Annotated in this window: 13 protein-coding genes; 5 read left to right on the forward strand and 8 right to left on the reverse strand. The window is 62.9% G+C overall.

Annotated elements, in window-relative coordinates; translation table 11 throughout:
• Positions 1–28: 28 nt before the first annotated feature.
• Positions 29–715 carry a type 1 glutamine amidotransferase domain-containing protein gene (locus PRJ_RS12685; protein WP_104961568.1) on the reverse strand — a complete coding sequence of 229 codons (687 nt, stop codon included), beginning with the start codon at positions 713–715 and terminating at the stop codon, positions 29–31.
• Positions 716–908: 193 nt separating this feature from the next.
• Here PRJ_RS12685 and PRJ_RS12690 point away from each other — a divergent pair, with 193 nt between their 5' ends.
• On the forward strand, positions 909–2,972 hold the full coding sequence (locus PRJ_RS12690; RefSeq protein WP_104961569.1) for a PAS domain-containing sensor histidine kinase: 2,064 nt from the start codon (positions 909–911) through the stop codon (positions 2,970–2,972).
• Between the two features lie 6 nt (positions 2,973–2,978).
• On the opposite strand, the gene PRJ_RS12695 is transcribed toward PRJ_RS12690, so the two are convergent.
• The 7 genes from PRJ_RS12695 to gspG form a co-directional block, all read right to left on the reverse strand.
• Positions 2,979–4,595, reverse strand: a complete 1,617-nt coding sequence (locus tag PRJ_RS12695) for a response regulator (RefSeq protein WP_104961570.1) — start codon at positions 4,593–4,595, stop codon at positions 2,979–2,981.
• Positions 4,596–4,673: 78 nt separating this feature from the next.
• Positions 4,674–5,729, reverse strand: a complete 1,056-nt coding sequence (locus tag PRJ_RS12700; RefSeq protein WP_104961571.1) for a HEAT repeat domain-containing protein — start codon at positions 5,727–5,729, stop codon at positions 4,674–4,676.
• 224 nt (positions 5,730–5,953) lie between these two features.
• Positions 5,954–7,369: an efflux transporter outer membrane subunit gene (locus PRJ_RS12705; RefSeq protein ID WP_104961572.1), complete on the reverse strand. Its 1,416-nt coding sequence runs from the start codon at positions 7,367–7,369 to the stop codon at positions 5,954–5,956.
• Positions 7,366–10,545 (reverse strand): efflux RND transporter permease subunit, encoded by a 3,180-nt coding sequence (locus PRJ_RS12710; RefSeq protein WP_003253849.1) that lies wholly within the window; start codon positions 10,543–10,545, stop codon positions 7,366–7,368. Before PRJ_RS12710 ends, PRJ_RS12705 begins: the two co-directional genes overlap by 4 nt.
• A 12-nt stretch (positions 10,546–10,557) precedes the next feature.
• The gene (gene mexE / locus PRJ_RS12715; protein WP_104961573.1) at positions 10,558–11,799 is read right to left on the reverse strand and encodes a multidrug efflux RND transporter periplasmic adaptor subunit MexE; all 1,242 of its coding nucleotides are present in this window, start codon (positions 11,797–11,799) and stop codon (positions 10,558–10,560) included.
• A gap of 191 nt (positions 11,800–11,990) precedes the next feature.
• The gene (locus PRJ_RS12720) at positions 11,991–13,181 is read right to left on the reverse strand and encodes a type II secretion system F family protein (RefSeq protein ID WP_049587690.1); all 1,191 of its coding nucleotides are present in this window, start codon (positions 13,179–13,181) and stop codon (positions 11,991–11,993) included.
• An 11-nt stretch (positions 13,182–13,192) separates the two neighbouring features.
• Positions 13,193–13,618: a type II secretion system major pseudopilin GspG gene (gene gspG, locus PRJ_RS12725; RefSeq protein WP_003253843.1), complete on the reverse strand. Its 426-nt coding sequence runs from the start codon at positions 13,616–13,618 to the stop codon at positions 13,193–13,195.
• Between the two features lie 185 nt (positions 13,619–13,803).
• On the opposite strand from gspG, the gene PRJ_RS12730 reads away from it, so the two are divergent.
• From PRJ_RS12730 to PRJ_RS12750, 4 genes are all read left to right on the forward strand, one after another.
• Positions 13,804–14,397 carry a lytic transglycosylase domain-containing protein gene (locus PRJ_RS12730; protein WP_020192387.1) on the forward strand — a complete coding sequence of 198 codons (594 nt, stop codon included), beginning with the start codon at positions 13,804–13,806 and terminating at the stop codon, positions 14,395–14,397.
• Positions 14,398–14,570: 173 nt separating this feature from the next.
• On the forward strand, positions 14,571–16,022 hold the full coding sequence (locus tag PRJ_RS12735) for a HAMP domain-containing sensor histidine kinase (RefSeq protein WP_104961574.1): 1,452 nt from the start codon (positions 14,571–14,573) through the stop codon (positions 16,020–16,022).
• 306 nt (positions 16,023–16,328) lie between these two features.
• Positions 16,329–17,822, forward strand: a complete 1,494-nt coding sequence (locus tag PRJ_RS12745; RefSeq protein ID WP_104961576.1) for a HAMP domain-containing sensor histidine kinase — start codon at positions 16,329–16,331, stop codon at positions 17,820–17,822.
• Positions 17,791–19,218, forward strand: coding sequence for a sigma-54 dependent transcriptional regulator (locus PRJ_RS12750; RefSeq protein WP_104961577.1), 1,428 nt, complete (start codon positions 17,791–17,793; stop codon positions 19,216–19,218). The genes PRJ_RS12745 and PRJ_RS12750 overlap by 32 nt, the downstream gene beginning before the upstream one ends.
• Position 19,219: the final 1 nt, after the last annotated feature.

Genomic DNA, 19,219 nt, shown 5'->3' on the forward strand with positions numbered 1-19,219 from the left:
CGGTAGGAAAGCGAGCGCCTTGATGTAGCTAACTGCCCTTGAGCTTTTTCAGCACTGCCTCGGCCAGCAAGGCGGTGGAAGCGGGGTTCTGCCCGGTGATCAGCCTGTCATCGTCGACCACGTACGGCTTCCACGGCTCATCATGTTTGCTGTACTCACCGCCGCGCGCCCCAAGTTCGTTCTCCGTCAGGAACGGCACTACGTCGTCCAGTTCGGCCAGTTTTTCCTCTATGTTGGAAAAGCCGGTCACCTTGCGGTCTTTGAGCAGCAGGCAGTTGTTACTCAGCTTGATGTTCAGCAGGCCGACTACGCCGTGACAGACTGCTGCGACAATGCCACCTTTTTCATAGATTTTGCGTGCCAGTTCCTGCAGAGCCTGGCTTTCTGCGAAGTCATACATCACCCCATGCCCACCGGTGTAATAGATGACGCTGTATTCGTTGGCCTTCACCTGCCCTGGGGCCAAGGTACTGCCCAGGCGCGTCATGAAGCGCTTGTCGTCATACCACTGCCAGTCCAGGTCAGGGGCCATCTGCAGGCTTTTCGGGTCGACGGGAACGTAACCGCCCTGTGGGCTGACATAATCGACCGTGTAGCCGGCCTTTTCGACTTTCTCGACAAAGTGAACGGCTTCACCCAGCCACAACCCGGTCGCCCGTTTGAGGGTTGGATACTTCGCTGTATTGGTCAACACCACCAGAATTTTCTTGCTCATGACCCTGCTCCCGTCGCCAACCTGAATGGGCCGGTGCTCCCTGGCCCGAGGGAAAACCTAAATAGCATAGCTGCCACCAGCAACTCCGCCATGGTGTGCCGGACGTGCTGTGCTAACTTGAATCCATCCACGGGCGAGCGTGCCAGGCTTGGCGGCGCTGTGGTCAACCCTGAGCATTGCTGGAGTCACGATATTGGTCGCTAACGGTAAGCCACGCGAGCCCGCGCCGCAGGTCATCCTGCAGTCGCCTGTTTTGCCATCGATCGAGCCGATGGGGGAGCGGATAGCCCAGTTCGACTGGTGGCGTACCTCGCTTGGGCCATTGTCGCGCTGGCCTGCTTCGTTGCGCATTGCCGTGGACATGATGCATTTGTCACCTTTCCCATGTGCGGTGGTCTGGGGGCCGGACCTGTGTGTGGTGCATAACGATGGCTACCGGGCGTTGCGGGCATTACCGGATGCGCTGGGCATGGCGTTCGATACCCTGTGGAGTGATATCTGGCCTGCAGTGGGCCCCTGGGTGTTCAAGGCACTGGAAGGCCACTCGAATTTTGTCGAGGACCCACCCCTGCGTATCGTCCGCAGTGAAGGCGCCGAACCACTATGGTGCGCATTCGGTTATGCCCCCCTGCACGATGAACTCGGTAACGTGGCGGGGTTTCTGCATACGGTGATCGAGACCACGGCCAGCGTCGAGGCCCACCGCCATTGGCGTGAGCAGGTGCAGAGCTTTGAACGCCAGGTTGAGCAGCATGTGGCCGAGCGAGAGCAGTTCTGGTTGCTGTCGCGCGAAGCGATGATGATGCTCACCCCAGAATTGAAACTGCATGCCGCCAACCCTGCCTGGTACCGCATTCTGGGCTGGACACAAGAGCAGGTGCAGACGATGTCGGTGATGGAGCTGGTGCACCCGACAGAGCGTACCGAAGTACGATTGGCAGTGTCCGGGCTGTTCCAATGCAGCCACGCGGAGCAGCTGGAGATCCGCCTGCGACACCGCGATGGTCACTACCACTGGTTTCGCTGGAGTGCGAGGTTTGACGGCAGCCTGCTGACGGCGGTTGGCCGGGACATCACCGCAGACCGTGAAGAGGCGGCGCGTCAGGCAGAGGCGCTGATGCACAACAGTGAGCGTATGGAGGTGGTTGGCCAGTTGGCGGGCGGCATGGGCCATGAAATGAACAACTTGCTGTCCGGTATCGGTGGCAGCCTCGAACTGCTGCAGCGGCGCCTGCAGGAGGGGCGGCTGGAGCGTGTGGAGGCCTACGTGGACGTTGCGCGCGACTCGGTGCAGCGTGCCATGGACCTGACCCATCGGTTGATCGCATTTTCCCGCCATCAGCCATTGGCCCCTCGGCCACTGGACTTCAATCGGCAGTTACGTCTGAGCGAACCCCTGTTGCTGCGGGCGCTGGGGGCAGAGATGCGCTTGCACTGGCAACTGGACGTTGCACCTTGGGCAGTGAGCCTGGACGTACCCCAGCTAGAGAATGCCTTGATCCACTTGTGTGCCAATGCGCGTGAAGCGTGCCTGGAACAGGGCAATGTCACCATCAGCAGCGTCAACGAACGGCTGACCGCGTTCTTCCCGGATGAAGGTGGCTTGCCGCCGGGCGACTATGTGGCCTTGCATGTCGAGGATGATGGCCATGGCATGGCCGCGGCGGATATCGCCAGGGCTTTCGAACCGTTTTACACAACCAAACCTCTCGGGCGTGGGGCCGGGCTTGGCCTGTCGATGGTGTATGGCTTCGTCCGTCAGTCGGGGGGGTATGCCTGGATCGAGTCGGCGCCGGAGCAGGGCACCAGGGTTTCCATGCTTTTCCCGAGGAGCCATGAGCCGGTTCCGGATGAGCCCGCGCCGGTACCGCTTTCGCAGCGCATGGCACGGGGCGAGCGCCTGCTGCTGGTGGATGACGAGCTTGATCTGCGCGCGGTCATGCGCGAATACCTGACTGAGCGTGGGTTTGACGTCACGGATGTGGGCGATGCCAATAGCGCACTGGAGCGCTTTCGCCATGGCGGCCCTTTCGATCTGGTCATCACCGATATCGGTTTGCCGGGTGGGTTCAGTGGCCGGCAAGTGGCCAAGGCCATGCGCATGCAGCTTGCACAGCAGAAAATTCTGTTCATCACCGGTTATGCGGATCAGTCGATTGAAGCGCAATTGCTCGATCAGCCGGGCACGGCATTGTTGAACAAGCCGTTTTCGCTGGCGCATCTTGCCGATGAAGCGCTACGCCTGCTTGACGTGTAGGGCGCTTCAAGGCTTGCCTAGAATGTGTGTCACTCGAGCCTGCAACTGCTGCAACTCGAACGGCTTGCAGATCAGGTGCATGTCAGCGCCCAGGAAGCCTTCGCGGGCCATGGCCGTTTCCGCGTAACCGGTGATGAACAGCACCGGTAATCGTGGGCGCAGGCTGCGGGCAATTTCTGCCAGTTGCCGGCCGTTCATGCCGGGCAAGCCCACATCGGTGATGAGCAAATCCACCGGTTGTGCCGAGCGCAGCACCTTCAGTCCCTCGTTGGCGTCGGCTGCGCTTTGGCAGGGGAAGCCGTTTTCGTCCAGCGCCTGGCAAAGCAGTTGGCGCACATGGGGATCGTCCTCGACAACCAGCACGTGTCGGCTGCAGCCGTCTTGCCTGGCCGGCACAGGCTTGCTGGATGGCCGGGCCTGGTCGACATGGCGTGGCAAATACAGCTCCACCTGGGTTCCCTGGCCAATCTCGCTGCTGAGGGTGATATGCCCATGGGACTGCTTGCTGAAGCCGTACACCATCGACAACCCCAGGCCAATGCCCTGGCCGGTCGCCTTGGTGCTGAAGAAGGGTTCGAAGGCGTGCTCCAGCGTGCTTTGCGCCATGCCTTGGCCGCTGTCGGTGATTCGCAGGCGCACATAGTCGCCAGTGCGCAAAGCGCCGTCAGCAGCTTGCTCGGTGGCGATGTGATGATTGTTCGCCTCGATGCATAGCAGGCCACCGTTGGGCATGGCCTCGCGGGCATTGAGCAGCAGGTTGTCGAGGGCCTCCTGCAACTGCTGGTCATCCGCCTCCACGGGCCACAGGTCTTTGGCCGCGTGCACTTGCAGGGTTATCGACGGGCTCAGGCGAGCGCCCAGGCGTTCCGCCTTGAGCAAGGTATGCAGGTCTATACGTTGGCTGTGCAGCGATTGACGGGAAGAGAAGGCAAGCAAGCGGTGGGTCAGGCGGGCGGCGCGTGAAACGGCCTCGCGGCCCATGCACAGAACGCCATCCAGGCCGTCGCTGCGGCCTTGGCGCAGGCGCCGCTGGATGAGTTCGAAGCTGCCGCTGATGCTGGTGAGCAGGTTGTTGAAGTCATGGGCGACGCCGCCGGCCAGTTGGCCGATGGCCTCCATCTTGCGTGCCTGGCAGCGGGTGAACTCACTGCGGTCCTGCTCTTCTTCCGGAGTTGAAGGCCGGCTGTCCAGGCGCTGCTGCATGCCATGGAGCTGGTCACGTGTCACGTACTGTCGCCGCCGGTTGCGCAGCGCGGACTGGGTGATGTGCAGCAACTGGGCATTTTGGTAGGGCGTAACCAGCCAGAGCAGATTGCCCACTGGATGGTGATTCACGCCAGCGGCCGACCAGGCGCCCTGGGTCAGCAGCACGATGGGCAAATCCGACCAGCTCGGTTGCTGGTCGATGAATGCCTGCAGCAAAGCGCTTGGGCCTTGGCTGAACACCTGCTCGGCAATGATCGCCAACCCTGCGCCCTCGGTCAGACGCGCCTGCAGGTTGGCCAGGTCGACCGCGCAGAGGCTGTTGATGCCGGCGGAAGTCAGCAGACGTGAGGTATCCGCCGCCAGTTGTGGCGGTGCGAGGATCAAGGCACGTTCATCCAGCGCCAACGAACTGGCCAAAACGACTCTCCTTTAGGGTGGCCTTATACCCACTGGACCCTGGCACAGGCTCAGGGTTCAACTAAGTTCAGGTACTGCCTACAGGCCCTGTTGCAGCACAGGGTCGTCCGGGTTCTGACGCTCCAGCTCGGCGAGCGATACTTGCACGTTCTGCAACTGGCCGGACTCTTTCCAGTATTGAATCAGCAGCACCCGTGCCCGGCGATTGGCTGGCTGCCGATTGAGCACGGTTTCCAGTTGCTTCTGGGCGGCGTCGAGCTGGTCCAGCTCATGCAGGGTGACCGCCAGGGTATAGCGGTAATCGGCGTTGTCCGGGTCCAGTTCGACGGCGCGGGACAGGGCCAGCAAGGCATACTCGCGCTGTTCGTGGCGCTTCAGCCAAAGCCCTAGCTCATACTGCAGAAAGGCCGAGTCGGGGCTCAGCGCCAGGGCTTTGCCCAGCACCTGGCGGGAGGCGTCGTGGTGGCCCTGGCGCTCGAGCAGGCGTACCTGAGTCGCCAGGGCATTGAGGTTGCCGGGGGCAATCGCGAGCGCACGCTGCAGGGCCGCAGCGGCGTGCGTGTAGTCGTTTTCGTGCAGGTACAGGCGCGCCAGGTGCACTTGGGCGTCGGCATCTTCAGGCTGTTGCTCCAGGGCTTGCTGGTATTGCTCCAAGGCTGACTGCAGGGGGCCGAAATAGAGGCCGATGGCGTCGGGATCGAGGCCCAACAGGGCATCCACGGCGGCAAAACGCACGCTTTGCTCACTGTCGTCCAGCAGCGGGCCGAGTACCAGGCTGCGCTGTGCTGGCGGTAACAGGCGGCGGATACTGGCAATGGCCGCTCGACGCACCAGCGGCTCGGCATGTTCCAGGTCCTGGCGGGCCAGTTTCAATGCCTGCGGCGAGGGGTAGTTGGGCAACTCGGCGTACAGCGCCGCACGGCGGATCGCAGGTAGGTCGTTACGCTGCAATTGCTGGTACAGCACCCGTGCGGCGCCGGGCTGACCGTCATGGGCCTGGCGCAGCGCCTTGGCGTAGCTGTGTGCTGGCAAGGTCGGCGGGGTTGGCGGGGCGTCGCGCCACAGGTAGCCGAACAGGGCCGATACCAGAATCGACAACAGCAGGGCGATCAGGTAGCGGTTGCGTCTGGGCATCGGACGATCCGTGGCGGCGGGAAGGGCAGAGCTTGGGCCAGCCGGGGGGTAAATGCAACCGAACCGGGCACGCCGTTGGCCAGGCGCCAGGCCTGCGGTGGCATTCCATGCACTGCGTATTGGGGTGAATACGATGGCAAACATAAAAAAAACCCGCGGGCCATGGCCTGCGGGGCAAACGGTTGGGGGAGGAGCCAACCAAAGGAGTCGTTGAGGCAGTGGAATCAGTGCGCGCTGGCCACCGTCTCCGGTTGCCAGCCGCCACCCAGGGCCTTGTAGATCGAGACGATGCCGCGATAAAGGTCGACTTCACCCTGAGCTTGTGCGTCTTCAGCACTTAGCCGCTCACGTTCGGCATCGAGCAGTACCAGGTAGTCCACGGTACCCTCGCGATAACGAATCGAGGCCAGTTCTGCAGCCTTGCGGCTGGCGTCGCTCTGGCGCATCAGCGACAGCAGACGCTGCTGGGTCTTGTCGTAATCGCTGAAGGCGTTGGCCGACTCTTCCAGCGCCAGCAGCACCTGCTGTTCGTAGTTGGCCAGTGCACCTTCGGCATCGGCCTTGGCGCCGCGCAGGCGGGCCCGCACGCTGCCCAGGTCGAAGGCCGCCCAGGTGATGCTCGGGCCCAGCGCCCAGGCGTTGGCTGCCGACGAGCCGATCTGCGAGCCGCGGGCGGCGGTAAAGCCGAGGAAGCCACTGAGGCTGACGCGGGGGAACAGGTCGGCGGTGGCCACGCCAACGTTGGCGGTGGCGGCCGCCAGCTGGCGCTCGGCGCTGCGGATGTCCGGGCGGCGGCGCAGCAGCTCACCCGGGTCACCGACCGGCAGCGCCTTGGCGATGGCCGGCAGGGCCTTGGGCGACAGGTCTACGCTGAGCGCGTCAGGGCGCTGGCCGAGCAGGGTGGCGATGCGATGCCGCGCCCGTGCCTGTTCGGCTTGCAGTTGTGGCACGGTGGCTTCGACCCCGGCCAGGCGCGCATCGGCACGCACCACGTCGAGGTCATTGCCCACGCCCGCATCGCGCAGGGTTTCGGTGATGGTGCGCGATTCCTGCTGGGTCTTCAGGTTGGCCAGGGCGATCTTCTCGCGCAACTGGGCACCGCGCAGTTGCCCGTAGGCATCGACCAGTTCGGCGATCAGGCTGACCTGCAACTGTTGCAGGTCGGCGGCGGCCACCGCTTCCTGGGCTTCGCTGGCTTCGATCTGGCGCTGGATGCGGCCGAACAGGTCAAGTTCCCAGGCCATGTCCAGGCCCAGGTCGTAGCGCTCGCTGTTCACCCGCTGCGTGGTCTGGCCGGGGATCTGGCCTTTGCCGAGATCGCTGCTGGCACGGCTGGTGACCACCGGGAACGGGTCGTTTTCGGCGTCTTCGCGGATCGAGCGGGCCGATTTCAGGCGGGCGAAGGCCACGCGCAAGTCACGGTTGCCGTCCAGCGAAGCCTGCACCAGCTGGTTCAGCACCGGGTCGTCGAACTGCTTCCACCACAGGCTCTCGAAGCGGCTACGGTCGTAGGCCTTGGCCTGCACATCGCTGCCCAATTGTGCAGGTTCGGTGGCTGGCGCCTGGTAGTCCGGGCCTACCGCACAGGCCGCCAGGGCCAGTGCCAGCAGGCTTGGGGTCAAGGGTTTGAGCAGGTTCATGCGTGGTTCTCCAGCACTTGAGCGTGTTCAGCCTTGCGGGCCTGGCGACGCTCGACGAAACGGCGGATCAGGAAGAAGAACACCGGGGTCAGGAACAGGCCGAACACGGTCACGCCGATCATCCCGGAGAACACCGCCACACCCATGGCATGGCGCATTTCCGAACCTGCGCCGGAGCTGAACACCAGGGGCACCACACCCATGATGAAGGCGATCGAGGTCATCAGGATCGGCCGCAGACGCAGGCGGCAGGCTTCCAGCACCGCAGCCAGCGGGTCGAGGCCCTTGGCCTGTTCGTCCTTGGCGAACTCGACGATCAGGATCGCGTTCTTGCACGCCAGGCCCACCAGTACGATCAGGCCGATCTGGGTGAAGATGTTGTTGTCGCCACCCGATACGATCACACCGGTGATGGCCGACAGCAGGGTCATCGGCACGATCAGGATCACCGCCAGCGGCAGGCTCCAGCTTTCGTACTGGGCGGCCAGCACCAGGAACGCCAGCAGCACGCACAGCGGGAACACCAGCAATGCGGTATTGCCCGAGAGGATCTGCTGGTAGGTGAGGTCGGTCCACTCGAAGGTCATGCCGTTGGGCAGTTCCTCTTTCAGCAACTTCTCGATCGCAGCTTCCGCCTGACCAGAGCTGTAGCCCGGGGCGGCAGCGCCGTTGATCTCGGCAGTGATGAAGCCGTTGTAGTGCATGACCCGGTCCGGCCCGGAGGTGTCGCTGACCTTGAGGAAGGTCGCCAACGGGATCATCTCGCCAAGGTTGTTGCGCACCTTCAGTTGGCCGATCTGCTCGGCATCAAGGCGGAACTGCTGTTCGGCCTGGACGTTGACCTGGTAAGTGCGGCCAAAGCGGTTGAAGTCGTTGGTGTACAGCGAGCCCAGGTAAACCTGCAGGGTGTCGAAGATGTCGGTGATCGCCACACCGTGGGTCTTGGCCTTTTCCCGGTCGATGGCGGCATCGACTTGTGGCACGTTGACCTGGTAGCTGGTGAACAGGCCTGCCAGCTCCGGGACGTTGTGGCTCTTGGCGATGATGTTCTGGGTTTCCTTGTACAGCGCTTCGTACCCCAGGTTGCCACGGTCTTCGATTTGCAGCCGGAACCCGCCAATCGTGCCCAGGCCCTGTACCGGCGGCGGTGGGAAGATGGCGATGTAGGCGTCCTGGATGTCGGCGAACTGGGCATTCAGCGCGGCTGCGATGGCTGCCGCCGACTGGCTCGGGTCCTTGCGCTCATCGAACGGCTTGAGCGGGGTGAACACGATGCCGCTGTTGGGGCTGTTGGTGAAACCGTTGATCGACAGGCCCGGGAAGGCTACCGAGTCGGCCACGCCAGGCTGCTTCAGGGCGATTTCGCTCATGCGCTTGATCACCGCTTCGGTACGGTCGAGGCTGGCCGCGTCCGGCAGTTGGGCGAAGGCCACCAGGTACTGCTTGTCCTGGGCCGGCACGAAACCGGTCGGCGTGGACGAGAAGCCGAGGTAGGTCAGGCCCATCAGGCCGGCATACACGAACAGGGCGATGCCGCTGGAGCGGATGACGCGGCGCACGCCACCGACGTAGCTGTGGCTGGCCCGGTCGAAGAACCGGTTGAAAGGGGAGAACAGCCAGCTGCCCAGCAGTTTGTCGAGGAACCGCGAGAAACGGTCCTTGGGTGCATGATGGTCCTTGAGTAGCACCGCGGCCAAGGCTGGCGACAGGGTCAGCGAGTTGAACGCCGAAATGACGGTCGAGATGGCGATGGTCAGGGCGAACTGTTTGTAGAACTGCCCGGTCAGGCCGGAAATGAACGCTGCAGGTACGAACACCGCGCACAGCACCAGAGCGGTGGCGATGATCGGCCCGGTCACTTCGCTCATGGCCTTTTGCGTAGCTTCCAGCGGTTTCAGGCCCAGCCCGATGTTACGTTCGACGTTCTCCACCACGACGATGGCATCGTCCACCACGATACCGATGGCGAGCACCAGCCCGAATAACGACAGCGCGTTGAGTGAAAAACCGAACAGGTGCATGACCGCGAAGGTACCGATCAGCGAGACCGGCACCGCCAGCAGCGGGATGATCGAGGCGCGCCAGGTCTGCAGGAACAGGATCACCACCAGCACCACCAGCACCAGGGCTTCGAACAGGGTGTGCACCACCGCTTCGATGGAGCCGCGCACGAAGATGGTCGGGTCATAGACGATGCTGTAGTCCATCCCTTCCGGGAAGTCCTTTTTCAGCTCGGCCATTTTCGCCCGCACTTCGTCGGAGATCTCGATGGCGTTGGAGCCTGGGCGCTGGAAAATCGGGATGGCCACCGCCGGCTGGTTGTTCAGCAGCGAGCGCAGGGCGTACTGGCTGGAGCCGAGTTCGACCCGGGCGATGTCTTTCAGGCGGGTGATCTCGCCATCGGCACCGGCGCGGATGATGATGTTTTCGAACTCTTCCTCGTTGACCAGACGGCCCTGGGTATTGATCGACAGCTGGAAGCTGGTCGAGCCTGGGGCAGGTGGCGCGCCCAGCTGGCCAGCGGCTACCTGGCGGTTCTGCTCGCGGATTGCCGCGACCACATCACTGGCCGTCAGGTTGCGCGAAGCGGTCTTGTTCGGGTCCAGCCAGACGCGCAGCGAGTAGTCGCCCATGCCAAACAGCTGCACGTCGCCTACGCCGCCCAGGCGCGCCAGTTCATCCTTGATGTTGAGGATGGCGTAGTTGGACAGGTAGAGCATGTCGTAGCGGTTGTCCGGCGAGGTCAGGTGCACGACCATGGTCAGGTCAGGCGAGGCCTTGTCGACGGTGATACCGATACGGGTCACTTCCTCGGGCAGCTTGGGCTGGGTACGGGTCACGCGGTTCTGCACCTGCACCTGGGCGTTGTCCAGGTCGGTACCCAGGGCGAAGGTGATGGTCAGCGTCAGCTTGCCGTCTGCAGTGGACTGGGAGGACATGTACAGCATGTTCTCCACACCGGTAATGGCCTGCTCCAGCGGCGCGGCAACGGTTTCGCCGATGACCTTGGGGTTGGCGCCGGGGAAGTTGGCGCGCACCACCACGGTGGGCGGCACCACTTCGGGGTATTCGCTGATCGGCAGCTGGAACAGCGAGATCGAACCCGCGATCAGCAGCACCAGCGACAGCACCGCGGCGAAGATCGGCCGGGTAATGAAGAATTTCGAGAAGTTCATCGGTAGGGTCCCTTAACCGCGTGGCGCCTGGGCGCTGGCGACTTTCACGTTGTTGCCCGCCACCTTCGGCGCCGGGTTGCTGGCCTCCAGGGCCTGGCGCTGTTGGGCGAGGGCGGCGAGGGTTTGTTCGCTGGCCATCTGTGTTTCTTCCGGGGTTACCGGCGAACCAGGGCGTACGCGCTGCAGGCCCTTGACCACGATGCGGTCGTCCTTGCCCAGGCCGCTGCGCACGATGCGCAAGCCTTCCAGCTTCGGCCCCAGTTCCACGGCGCGGTAGGTGGCCTTGTTGTCCTTGTCCATGACCAGCACAAACTTCTTGCCAAGGTCAGTACCCACGGCTTCGTCGTTGATCAGCATGGCGTCGTACTGGGCGCTGCCGACCAGCTTCAGGCGCGCATACAGGCCCGGGGTGAACTGGCCGTCGCTGTTGTCGAATACCGCGCGGCCGCGGATGGTGCCGGTGCGCGGGTTGACCTGGTTGTCGACGAAGTTCATCTGGCCCAGGTGCGGGTTGCCGCTTTCGTTGGTCAGGCCCAGGTATACCGGAGTGCTCTGGCTACGCTGGCCTTCACGGGCCAGCTGGGTGTACTTGAGGTACACGCGCTCGTCGGCGTCGAAGTAGGCGTAGACCTTGTCGGTGGACACCACACTGGTCAGCGGGGTGACATCGGCGGTGACGATGTTGCCGGCGGTGAACTCGGCGCGGCTGACACGGCCGCTGATGGGCGCGGTGACGCGGGTGAAGCTGAGGTTCAGGCGTGCCAGGTCGAGCTGGGCCTGGATCGCATCGACGCCGGCACGGGCTTCGGCGGCGGCACTGCTGCGCGATTCGGCCAGTTCGGCGGAGATGGCGTTGCTATCACGCAGGCGCTCGCCACGGCGGGCTTCGTTGGCGCTGCGGATGGCGGTGGCCTTGGCCTGTTGCAGTTGGGCTTCGAGGCGGCGGACTTCAGCCTGGAACGGGCGCGGGTCGATTTGGAACAGCAGGTCGCCTTTTTTGACCTGGGCGCCTTCGGTGAAGGCGACCTGGTCGATCTGGCCGGAGACCCGCGGGCGCACTTCGACGGTTTCCGGGGCTTCGAGGCGGCCGGTGAACTCGTCCCATTCGGTGATCGGTTGTTCGATCACCTTGGCCACACTTACCTTGGGCGCGGCGGGAGCCTGCACGGCGTCGGGGGTTCGACCGCAAGCGCTGATCACCACCACTGCCAGGGCAGCGAGGGGGAAGCGCAAAGGTTTGAGTGATTGTTCCATGGAGAACTCCGCCAAAGTATTAGTAGTGGGCGGAGTGTGAGTGTGTTGCGCGCGAGGCACGAATCGAACGGGACGAAGGTTAATATCACGCTGAATGATAAGTGGGGATCAACTATCGATGGCGGCCAGGGTTGGGCGCAGAACACTGCCTGTGTGGGCTTCAGGTTACGCGAAAGCCTAGGCCTGGCCCTTCAGTGAATACTTGAGGCCAGCTCGAAGATTGGCATGTACATGAGGATTACGATCAGGCCGATCAGCAGGCCGATGAAGGTCATCAGCAGCGGTTCGAACAGTTTGACGAACCATTCCACCCAGCGGCCGATTTCCTGGTCATGGAAGTCGGCGCAGCGCTCCAGCATCTCGCCCAGGTTGCCAGACTGCTCACCAGCGCGCAGCAGGCGCAGGGATACCGGCGTCACCAGGTGCCCGGCCGCCAGAGCATCGGAAAGCGGCAGCCCTTCGCCCACCCGCTGGCTGGCCTGCTCCAGGCCCTGCGCTGCTGCGTTGCCGAGCAGGCCGCGGGCCATGCCCATGGCGGTGAGGATGGGGATGCCGCCTTGCAGCAGAATGCCCAGCGAGCGATAGAAACGCGCCAGCTCGTACATCATCAGGCGCTGGTGCAGTGCGGGCAGGCGCCGCAGCTGGCAAGAGGCCCAGTACCGTACACGCGGGTGCCGGCGCAGCAGCCAAAGCGCCGCGACCCCACCGACGGTGCCCAGCGCCAGTGGCGCTTGCTGGGCATGCAGAAACAGGCCGACCTGCATCAGCACCCGTGACAGCCAGGGTAGCTCGGTGCCCATGCCCTCGAACACCTGGCTGAAACGCGGCACCACATAGCCGAGTAGGAACAGCACCACACCGCCTCCCACCAGCAACAGCAGTAACGGGTAGACCGAGGCACCCACCAGCTTCTGCCGGACCAGGTCCAGGCGCTGGCGATAGCTGATGTAGCGGGTGAGGGCGTCGCCCAGAGCACCGGTGCGTTCGCTGGACTGCACCAGCGCCACATACAACGGCGGGAAAACCCGCGGTTGCTGGCCCAGCGCCTGGGACAGCGAGCGGCCCTCGTACAGCTGGCGCACCAGCTCGGCGAGCACCTTGCGCGCTGTCGCTGCCGGGCTCTTCTCCGCCAGGCTTTCCAGTGCGTCGATCAGCGGCAGGCCGGCATTGAGCAAGGTTGACAGTTCCTGGCTGAACAGCACCAGGTCGAATGCCGCTTCACGGCGCCAGGCCATGCCGCGCAGCGCGCCGCCGCTGCTGCGCAGGCTGAGCACACGCAGGCCTTGGTCTTCGGCCTGGCGGCGGGCCTGGTCGGCGTCCTCGGCATCGATCTGCAACTGCACCACGCCCTGCCTACCCAGGGCCTTGAGGCTGTAGCGCATGGCCGCTCTCCTTACTGCCAACTGGTGATTTCGGCGTTTTCCCCATCACCACCCGGCTGGCCGTCCTTGCCCATCGACAGCAGGTCGTACTCACCGCCGTTCTCGCCGGGTTGCCGGTAGATGTAAGGGCGGCCCCACGGGTCTTGCGGCACGGCCTTCTGCAGGTACGGGCCGGTCCAGCGAGCCTCGCCACTGGGGGCGACCACCAGCGCCTGCAAGCCTTGTTCGCTGTTGGGGTAGTGGCCGACCTCCAGGCGATACAAGTCCAGGGCCTTGCTCAGCCCCTCGATCTGCGCCCGCGCTACCTTGGCCTCGGAGCGGCCGAGCTGACTGAAGTACTTGGGCGCGACGATGCCGGCCAGCAGGCCGAGTACCACCAGGACCACCAGGAGTTCAAGCAGAGTGAAGCCACGTTGCGGGTTGGTTCTGCGCTGCATGGTGAAACCCTCCACTGCATGGGGACAAGCGTTGACATGCACCATGCAACAGCCGTGCACGTCTGCCTCGGGGCCTTGCGCCATGCGGCACAGGAAGCGGCACAGTGCTTGCGTCGTGGTGACTGTCCTCGGGTTTTCCGGGGCATTTCCCCCACATCGGGGGCCACGACGAAGAGGCGACCGGCATGCGTGGACTCATCCTTGGTTTGATCTGGCTGGCGGCAGGTGCTGCCCAGGCCGATGTGTACATCTCAATCGATGCCAAGGGGGGCTACGTCCTGAGCAATGTCCATCGACCCGGGCGACACTATGAAAAGGTGATCAACGAGCCGCTGGCCCAGGGTGGGCCGGTCAAAGCGCAGATGATCACGGGCCGCCCTTACGCCGAGGTAGTCGCCACGGCTGCGCGTGTCCACAACCTGCCGCCGGCGCTGCTGCATGCAGTGATCAAGGCCGAGTCCGGCTACAACCCCAAAGCCCGTTCGCGGGCGGGTGCAGTGGGGTTGATGCAACTGATGCCGGACACTGCCCGTGAGATGGGGGTGCAAGACCGCCTGGACCCGGAAGACAATGTGCAAGGCGGGGCACGCTACCTCAAGCAGATGCTCACCCTGTTCGACAACGACATCACCTTGGCCGTGGCGGCCTACAACGCTGGCCCGGATGCTGTATTGCGGCGCGGTGCCGTGCCGCCGTTTGCCGAGACCCGGCGCTATGTGCCCACGGTGTTGCGGGAGTATCGCAAGTTGCAAGGGTTGGCTGACGATTCGCCTTTGTAACGACTGGCTTGCAGATCCCGTATTCCCACAGGGGCCGCGCCACCCTCAGTCTGTATCGGGTAGTGAAGTGAGGAGGGGATAAATACCCTTCGGCGGATGCCATTAATTTAATACCATGGTTTCCCCAAGTCTGGGCTATAACCTTCTAAAGGTGCCCAACTGAGGTGTCCGTTATGGACGTCGCCCCTCGTTCCGACACTATTGACGTGCCTGCCGGTAACGAGTTGGCCGTCCCGCGCAAGCCGTTCAACCTGCTGCGCTGGTATGCCTGGGTCAGTCTCGCCATCATCCTCTCGGTGGCTGCCGGCTTGGGGCTGATTTCCAGCCGTTTCATCATCGACGAGAGCGTCGAGCGTGACGCGTTACTCACCGCACAGTTCATCACCTCCATCGCCGATGCCGAAGTGCGCCATGTGTCGATCCCCAATGTGCGGACCATGGGCGAACTGCTGGACCCGCGCACCGACCGCAATAACTTGCCCGACGTCGACCCGCAAGCCCGGCGCAAGGCCCGCGGCGAGTTCCTTGACCATATCGCTCACCTGCCCGATATGCTGCTGGCCAATATCTATGCTTTGGACCATACAGTGATCTGGTCCACCAACCCGGCACTGATCGGCAAGCTGATTGAAGGCGACGAAGACTTGAATCGGGCTTTCGAGTACAAGATGCGGGTTTCGGCCAGCTACCACAATTTCGAACAGGCCCGCTCCGAGCAGAAGTTCATCATCCCGCCCCGGCAGCTATTGATCGAGAACTATATTCCGCTGTTCGATGCCGATGGCGAGCAGGTCACAGCGATGGTCGAGATCTATAAAGAGCCCCATGACCTGATCGCACGCATCGAGCATGGCCTGGTCCTGATCTGGTTGGCCATCACCGTCGGCGCTGCACTGGTCTATATCGGCCTTTACGGCATCATGCACCGCGCTGCACGGCTGCTGGCGGTGCAGCAGAAACGCCTGATCAGCAGCGAAACCTACGTGGCACTGGGTGAGGTGTCTTCGGCGGTGGCCCATAGCCTGCGCAACCCGCTGGCCAGCATCCGCTCAAGTGCCGAACTGGCCCAGGCGTTCGACGAAGGCCCGGCGCAACTCCAAGTCAACGATATCATCAGCCAGGTCGATCGCATGTCGCAGTGGATCCGCCAGATGCTGCAGTCACTGCGCCCGCTGAACGACGAGGCGTTGGCGGTGGACTTGCCGCAGGCGTTGCAGGAAAGCCTGCAGACCTACGCTGTGCCGCTGGCGCGCGGCGGGGTAAGCCTGGACCTGCAACCGTTACCGGCCGTGCAGGTGTTGGGGCACCCGGTATTGCTGCGCCAGGTGTTCAGTAGCCTGATCGCCAATGCCCTGGAGTCGATGGAGCAGGGCGGGCGGTTGCGTATCGAGGTGGTACGTCACAACCGGCGTAGCCTGACCTTGCGCCTGTCCGACAATGGCAAGGGCATGAACGAAGAGCAGCAGCGTATGGCTTTTCGGCCGTTCTTCACCACCAAACAGGGTGGGCTGGGGGTGGGGCTGGTGCTGGTGAAACGCATCATGGAACGTTTCGGCGGTACGGTCCGGCTCAGCAGCAGTGAAGGCCATGGCACAAGGGTTTCGTTAAGTTTCCGACTGGCGTGAATTCGTCAAATGACATCAAGATGGTTCAGTAAGATGTTGATATCAAAAGGATTTATGTTTTTGGGTGATAATCACCCAAATGTGGGGGTTAATCCTCTAATTAATCTTAATAAGTTCTGGCAACCTACTGAAAAATAACATTTTTAATTTTGCATGTTGCTGATGGCCAAGTTTTTGCAGCGAAGTTTGTGAAGCGCGACACGCGACAAATGGCAGCTGCGACTGCCCAGGTGGATTGCTACCCAGTGGCTGTTGCCATTGGCCTTGATGCAGTTCTGAACGTACGCCCTGCGCGGGAATCACGGGATGCAGATGCTGGAAGACGAAGTGCCCGACAAGGCCAATGCGACCGCCAGCGGACGGCCCGTACCCTTGCGTGAATTCAACCTGCTGCGCTGGTTTTCGGTGATCAGCCTGTTGATCATTACCTCGGTGGCAGGTGGGCTGGGTTACGTTTCGACGCGCTTCGTGGTGCGCGACAGCGTGGAGCGCGATGCCATGCTTACCGCGCAGTTCATTCAGGCAATGGCCCAGGCCGAAGTGCGGCATTCGCAATTGCCGCCTGGCACCACCATGGGCGAGTTGCTGGACCCGCGGCTGGACCTGCAGCACTTGCAGGTCACCCCGGCCCTGGCCGAATCGACCCGGATCGAGTTCCTCGATCATGTCGAGCACCTGCCGGACACCTTGCTGGCCAATGTCTATGCCCGCGACCGCACCATTGTCTGGTCCACCAACGTGGAGCTGATTGGCAAGCGGATAGAGGCTGATGGCGATCTTGAGCGCGCCTTCCGCTCGCGCAAGGCGGTGTCGGCCAGCTATCACAAGGTTGCGGACGATCGTGAGGAGCAGAAGTTTCAGCGCGCACCACGCTACCTGTTCATCGAGAACTACATCCCGCTGTTCGACAGCCAGGGTGAGCAGGTACTGGCCATGGTGGAAATCTACAAGGAGCCGCAAGACCTCATCCGGCGCATCCAGCGCGGCTATGTGCTGATCTGGGCCTCGACACTGGTGGGTGGGGCGTTGATCTACTTCGGCCTGTTCTGGATCGTGCGCCGGGCGGCACACATGCTGCACCTGCAGCAGGACAGGCTGGTGGCTAGCGAAACCTACGTGGCGCTGGGAGAAATGTCGTCGGCAGTGGCTCACAGCATGCGTAACCCGCTGGCCAACATACGCTCCAGCGCCGAACTTGCCCAGGAAACCGCCAACGCTGCTGCGCAGAAGAACATCACTGACATCATCAGCCAGGTCGACCGCATGTCGCGCTGGGTGCGCGACCTGCTGGTGTCGTTGCGCCCGGCCAGTGACGAGCCCGAGGCCGTGGACCTGGTGGCGGCTATTGAGGACACCCACCTGGCCTTTGCCCAGCAGATCGAACGCAACGGCGTGCGCTTCCATTTCGAAGGGCCTGACGTGCAATGGGTGGTCAGCCAGCCGCTGCAGCTCACGCAGATTCTCAACAGCCTGTTTTCCAACGCCCTGGAGGCCATGCCCGCTGGCGGGATGCTCAATGCCCAGGTCAATGTGCAAGAAGGCGTGCGTGCCGAGTTCGTGCTGACCGACACCGGCAAAGGCATGAGCCAGCAGCAGGAACGGATGGTGTTCAAACCGTTCTTCACGACCAAGCAGGGTGGCCTCGGTGTAGGCCTGGCCCTGGTCAAACGCATCATGGAACGTTTTGGCGGCTCGGTCAGCCTGAGCAGCCGCGAAGAGGAAGGAACCCGCGTCAGCCTTACATTCAATATTGCAGCGGGAGGGGAACATGGAGCACAGCATCCTGGTCGTCGAGGATGATGAAATCCTTGCCGACAACATTCGCACCTACCTCAGCCTCAAGGGCTACGAAGTCATCGTGTGCCACAGCGCGGAGCTGGCGTTGGAGCAGATCAAGCGGGCGCAACCTGACGCGGTGCTGACCGACAACTCGTTGCCAGGCATGAGCGGGCACGACCTGCTGCGCACGCTGGTGGCCCAGGTGCCGGACCTGAAAGTGATCATGATGACCGGCTACGGCAATGTCGAAGATGCCGTGCAGGCGATGAAGGAGGGCGCCTTTCATTACCTGACCAAGCCGGTGGTACTGGCCGAGCTCAAGCTGACCCTGGACAAGGCCCTGGCTACCGAGCGCATGGAGCGCACGCTGTCGTTCTACCAGGAGCGCGAGGCGCAGAAGTCCGGGTTGCAGGCTTTGATCGGCGAGTCGCCGGTGATGCTCACCCTCAAGCACACCCTGCGCCAGGTACTCGATGCCGAGCGGCGCATGGCCAGTGACGACCTGCCACCGGTGCTGATCGAAGGCGAGACCGGTACTGGCAAGGAACTGGTGGCCCGTGCCCTGCATTTCGATGGTTCGCGCAGTAAAGGGCCTTTCATCGAGTTCAATTGCGCTTCGATCCCTGCCAACCTGCTTGAGGCCGAACTGTTTGGCCACGAGAAGGGCGCGTTCACCGATGCCAAGGAACGCCGGGTAGGCCTGGTGGAGGCTGCCGATGGCGGTACCTTGTTCCTTGACGAGATCGGCGAAATGGACCTGGTGCTGCAGGCCAAGCTGCTCAAGTTGCTGGAAGACCGCAGCATCCGCCGGATTGGTGCCGTGAAGGAACGCAAGGTGGATCTGCGGGTGATCAGCGCCACCAACTGTAATCTGGAGCAAATGGTGCAGCAGGGCAAATTCAGGCGTGACCTGTTCTTCCGCCTTCGCATTATCGCCCTGAAGGTGCCGCGCCTGTATTCGCGCGGGCAGGACATCCTGCTACTGGCACGGCATTTCCTTGCCCACCATAGCCGGCGCTATGGCAAGCCGAACCTGCGCTTTTCGGCCGAGGCCGAAAGCCTGCTGCTCGGTTATAGCTGGCCTGGCAATGTGCGTGAATTGCGCAACATGCTGGAGCAGACCGTGTTGCTGGCGCCGAACGAGGTGGTGCAAGCGCATCAGTTGAACCTTTGCATGACCTTGGTTGACGAGCCGTTGGTGCAACAGCCGATGGCGGCCATGTTCGAAATGCCGCGGCACGAGCCAGAACCGGGTACAAGCCTGCCTGACATGGAGCGTGACCTTGTCTGCAAGACCCTGGACCGCACCGACTGGAACGTGACCAAATCGGCGCGGATGCTTGGGTTGTCGCGGGATATGCTGCGCTACCGGATCGAAAAGCTGGGGCTGACCCGGCCTGACAAGCGTCAGTGGTAGT

The sequence above is a fragment of the Pseudomonas sp. XWY-1 genome (assembly GCF_002953115.1).
GTDB lineage: Bacteria > Pseudomonadota > Gammaproteobacteria > Pseudomonadales > Pseudomonadaceae > Aquipseudomonas > Aquipseudomonas alloputida.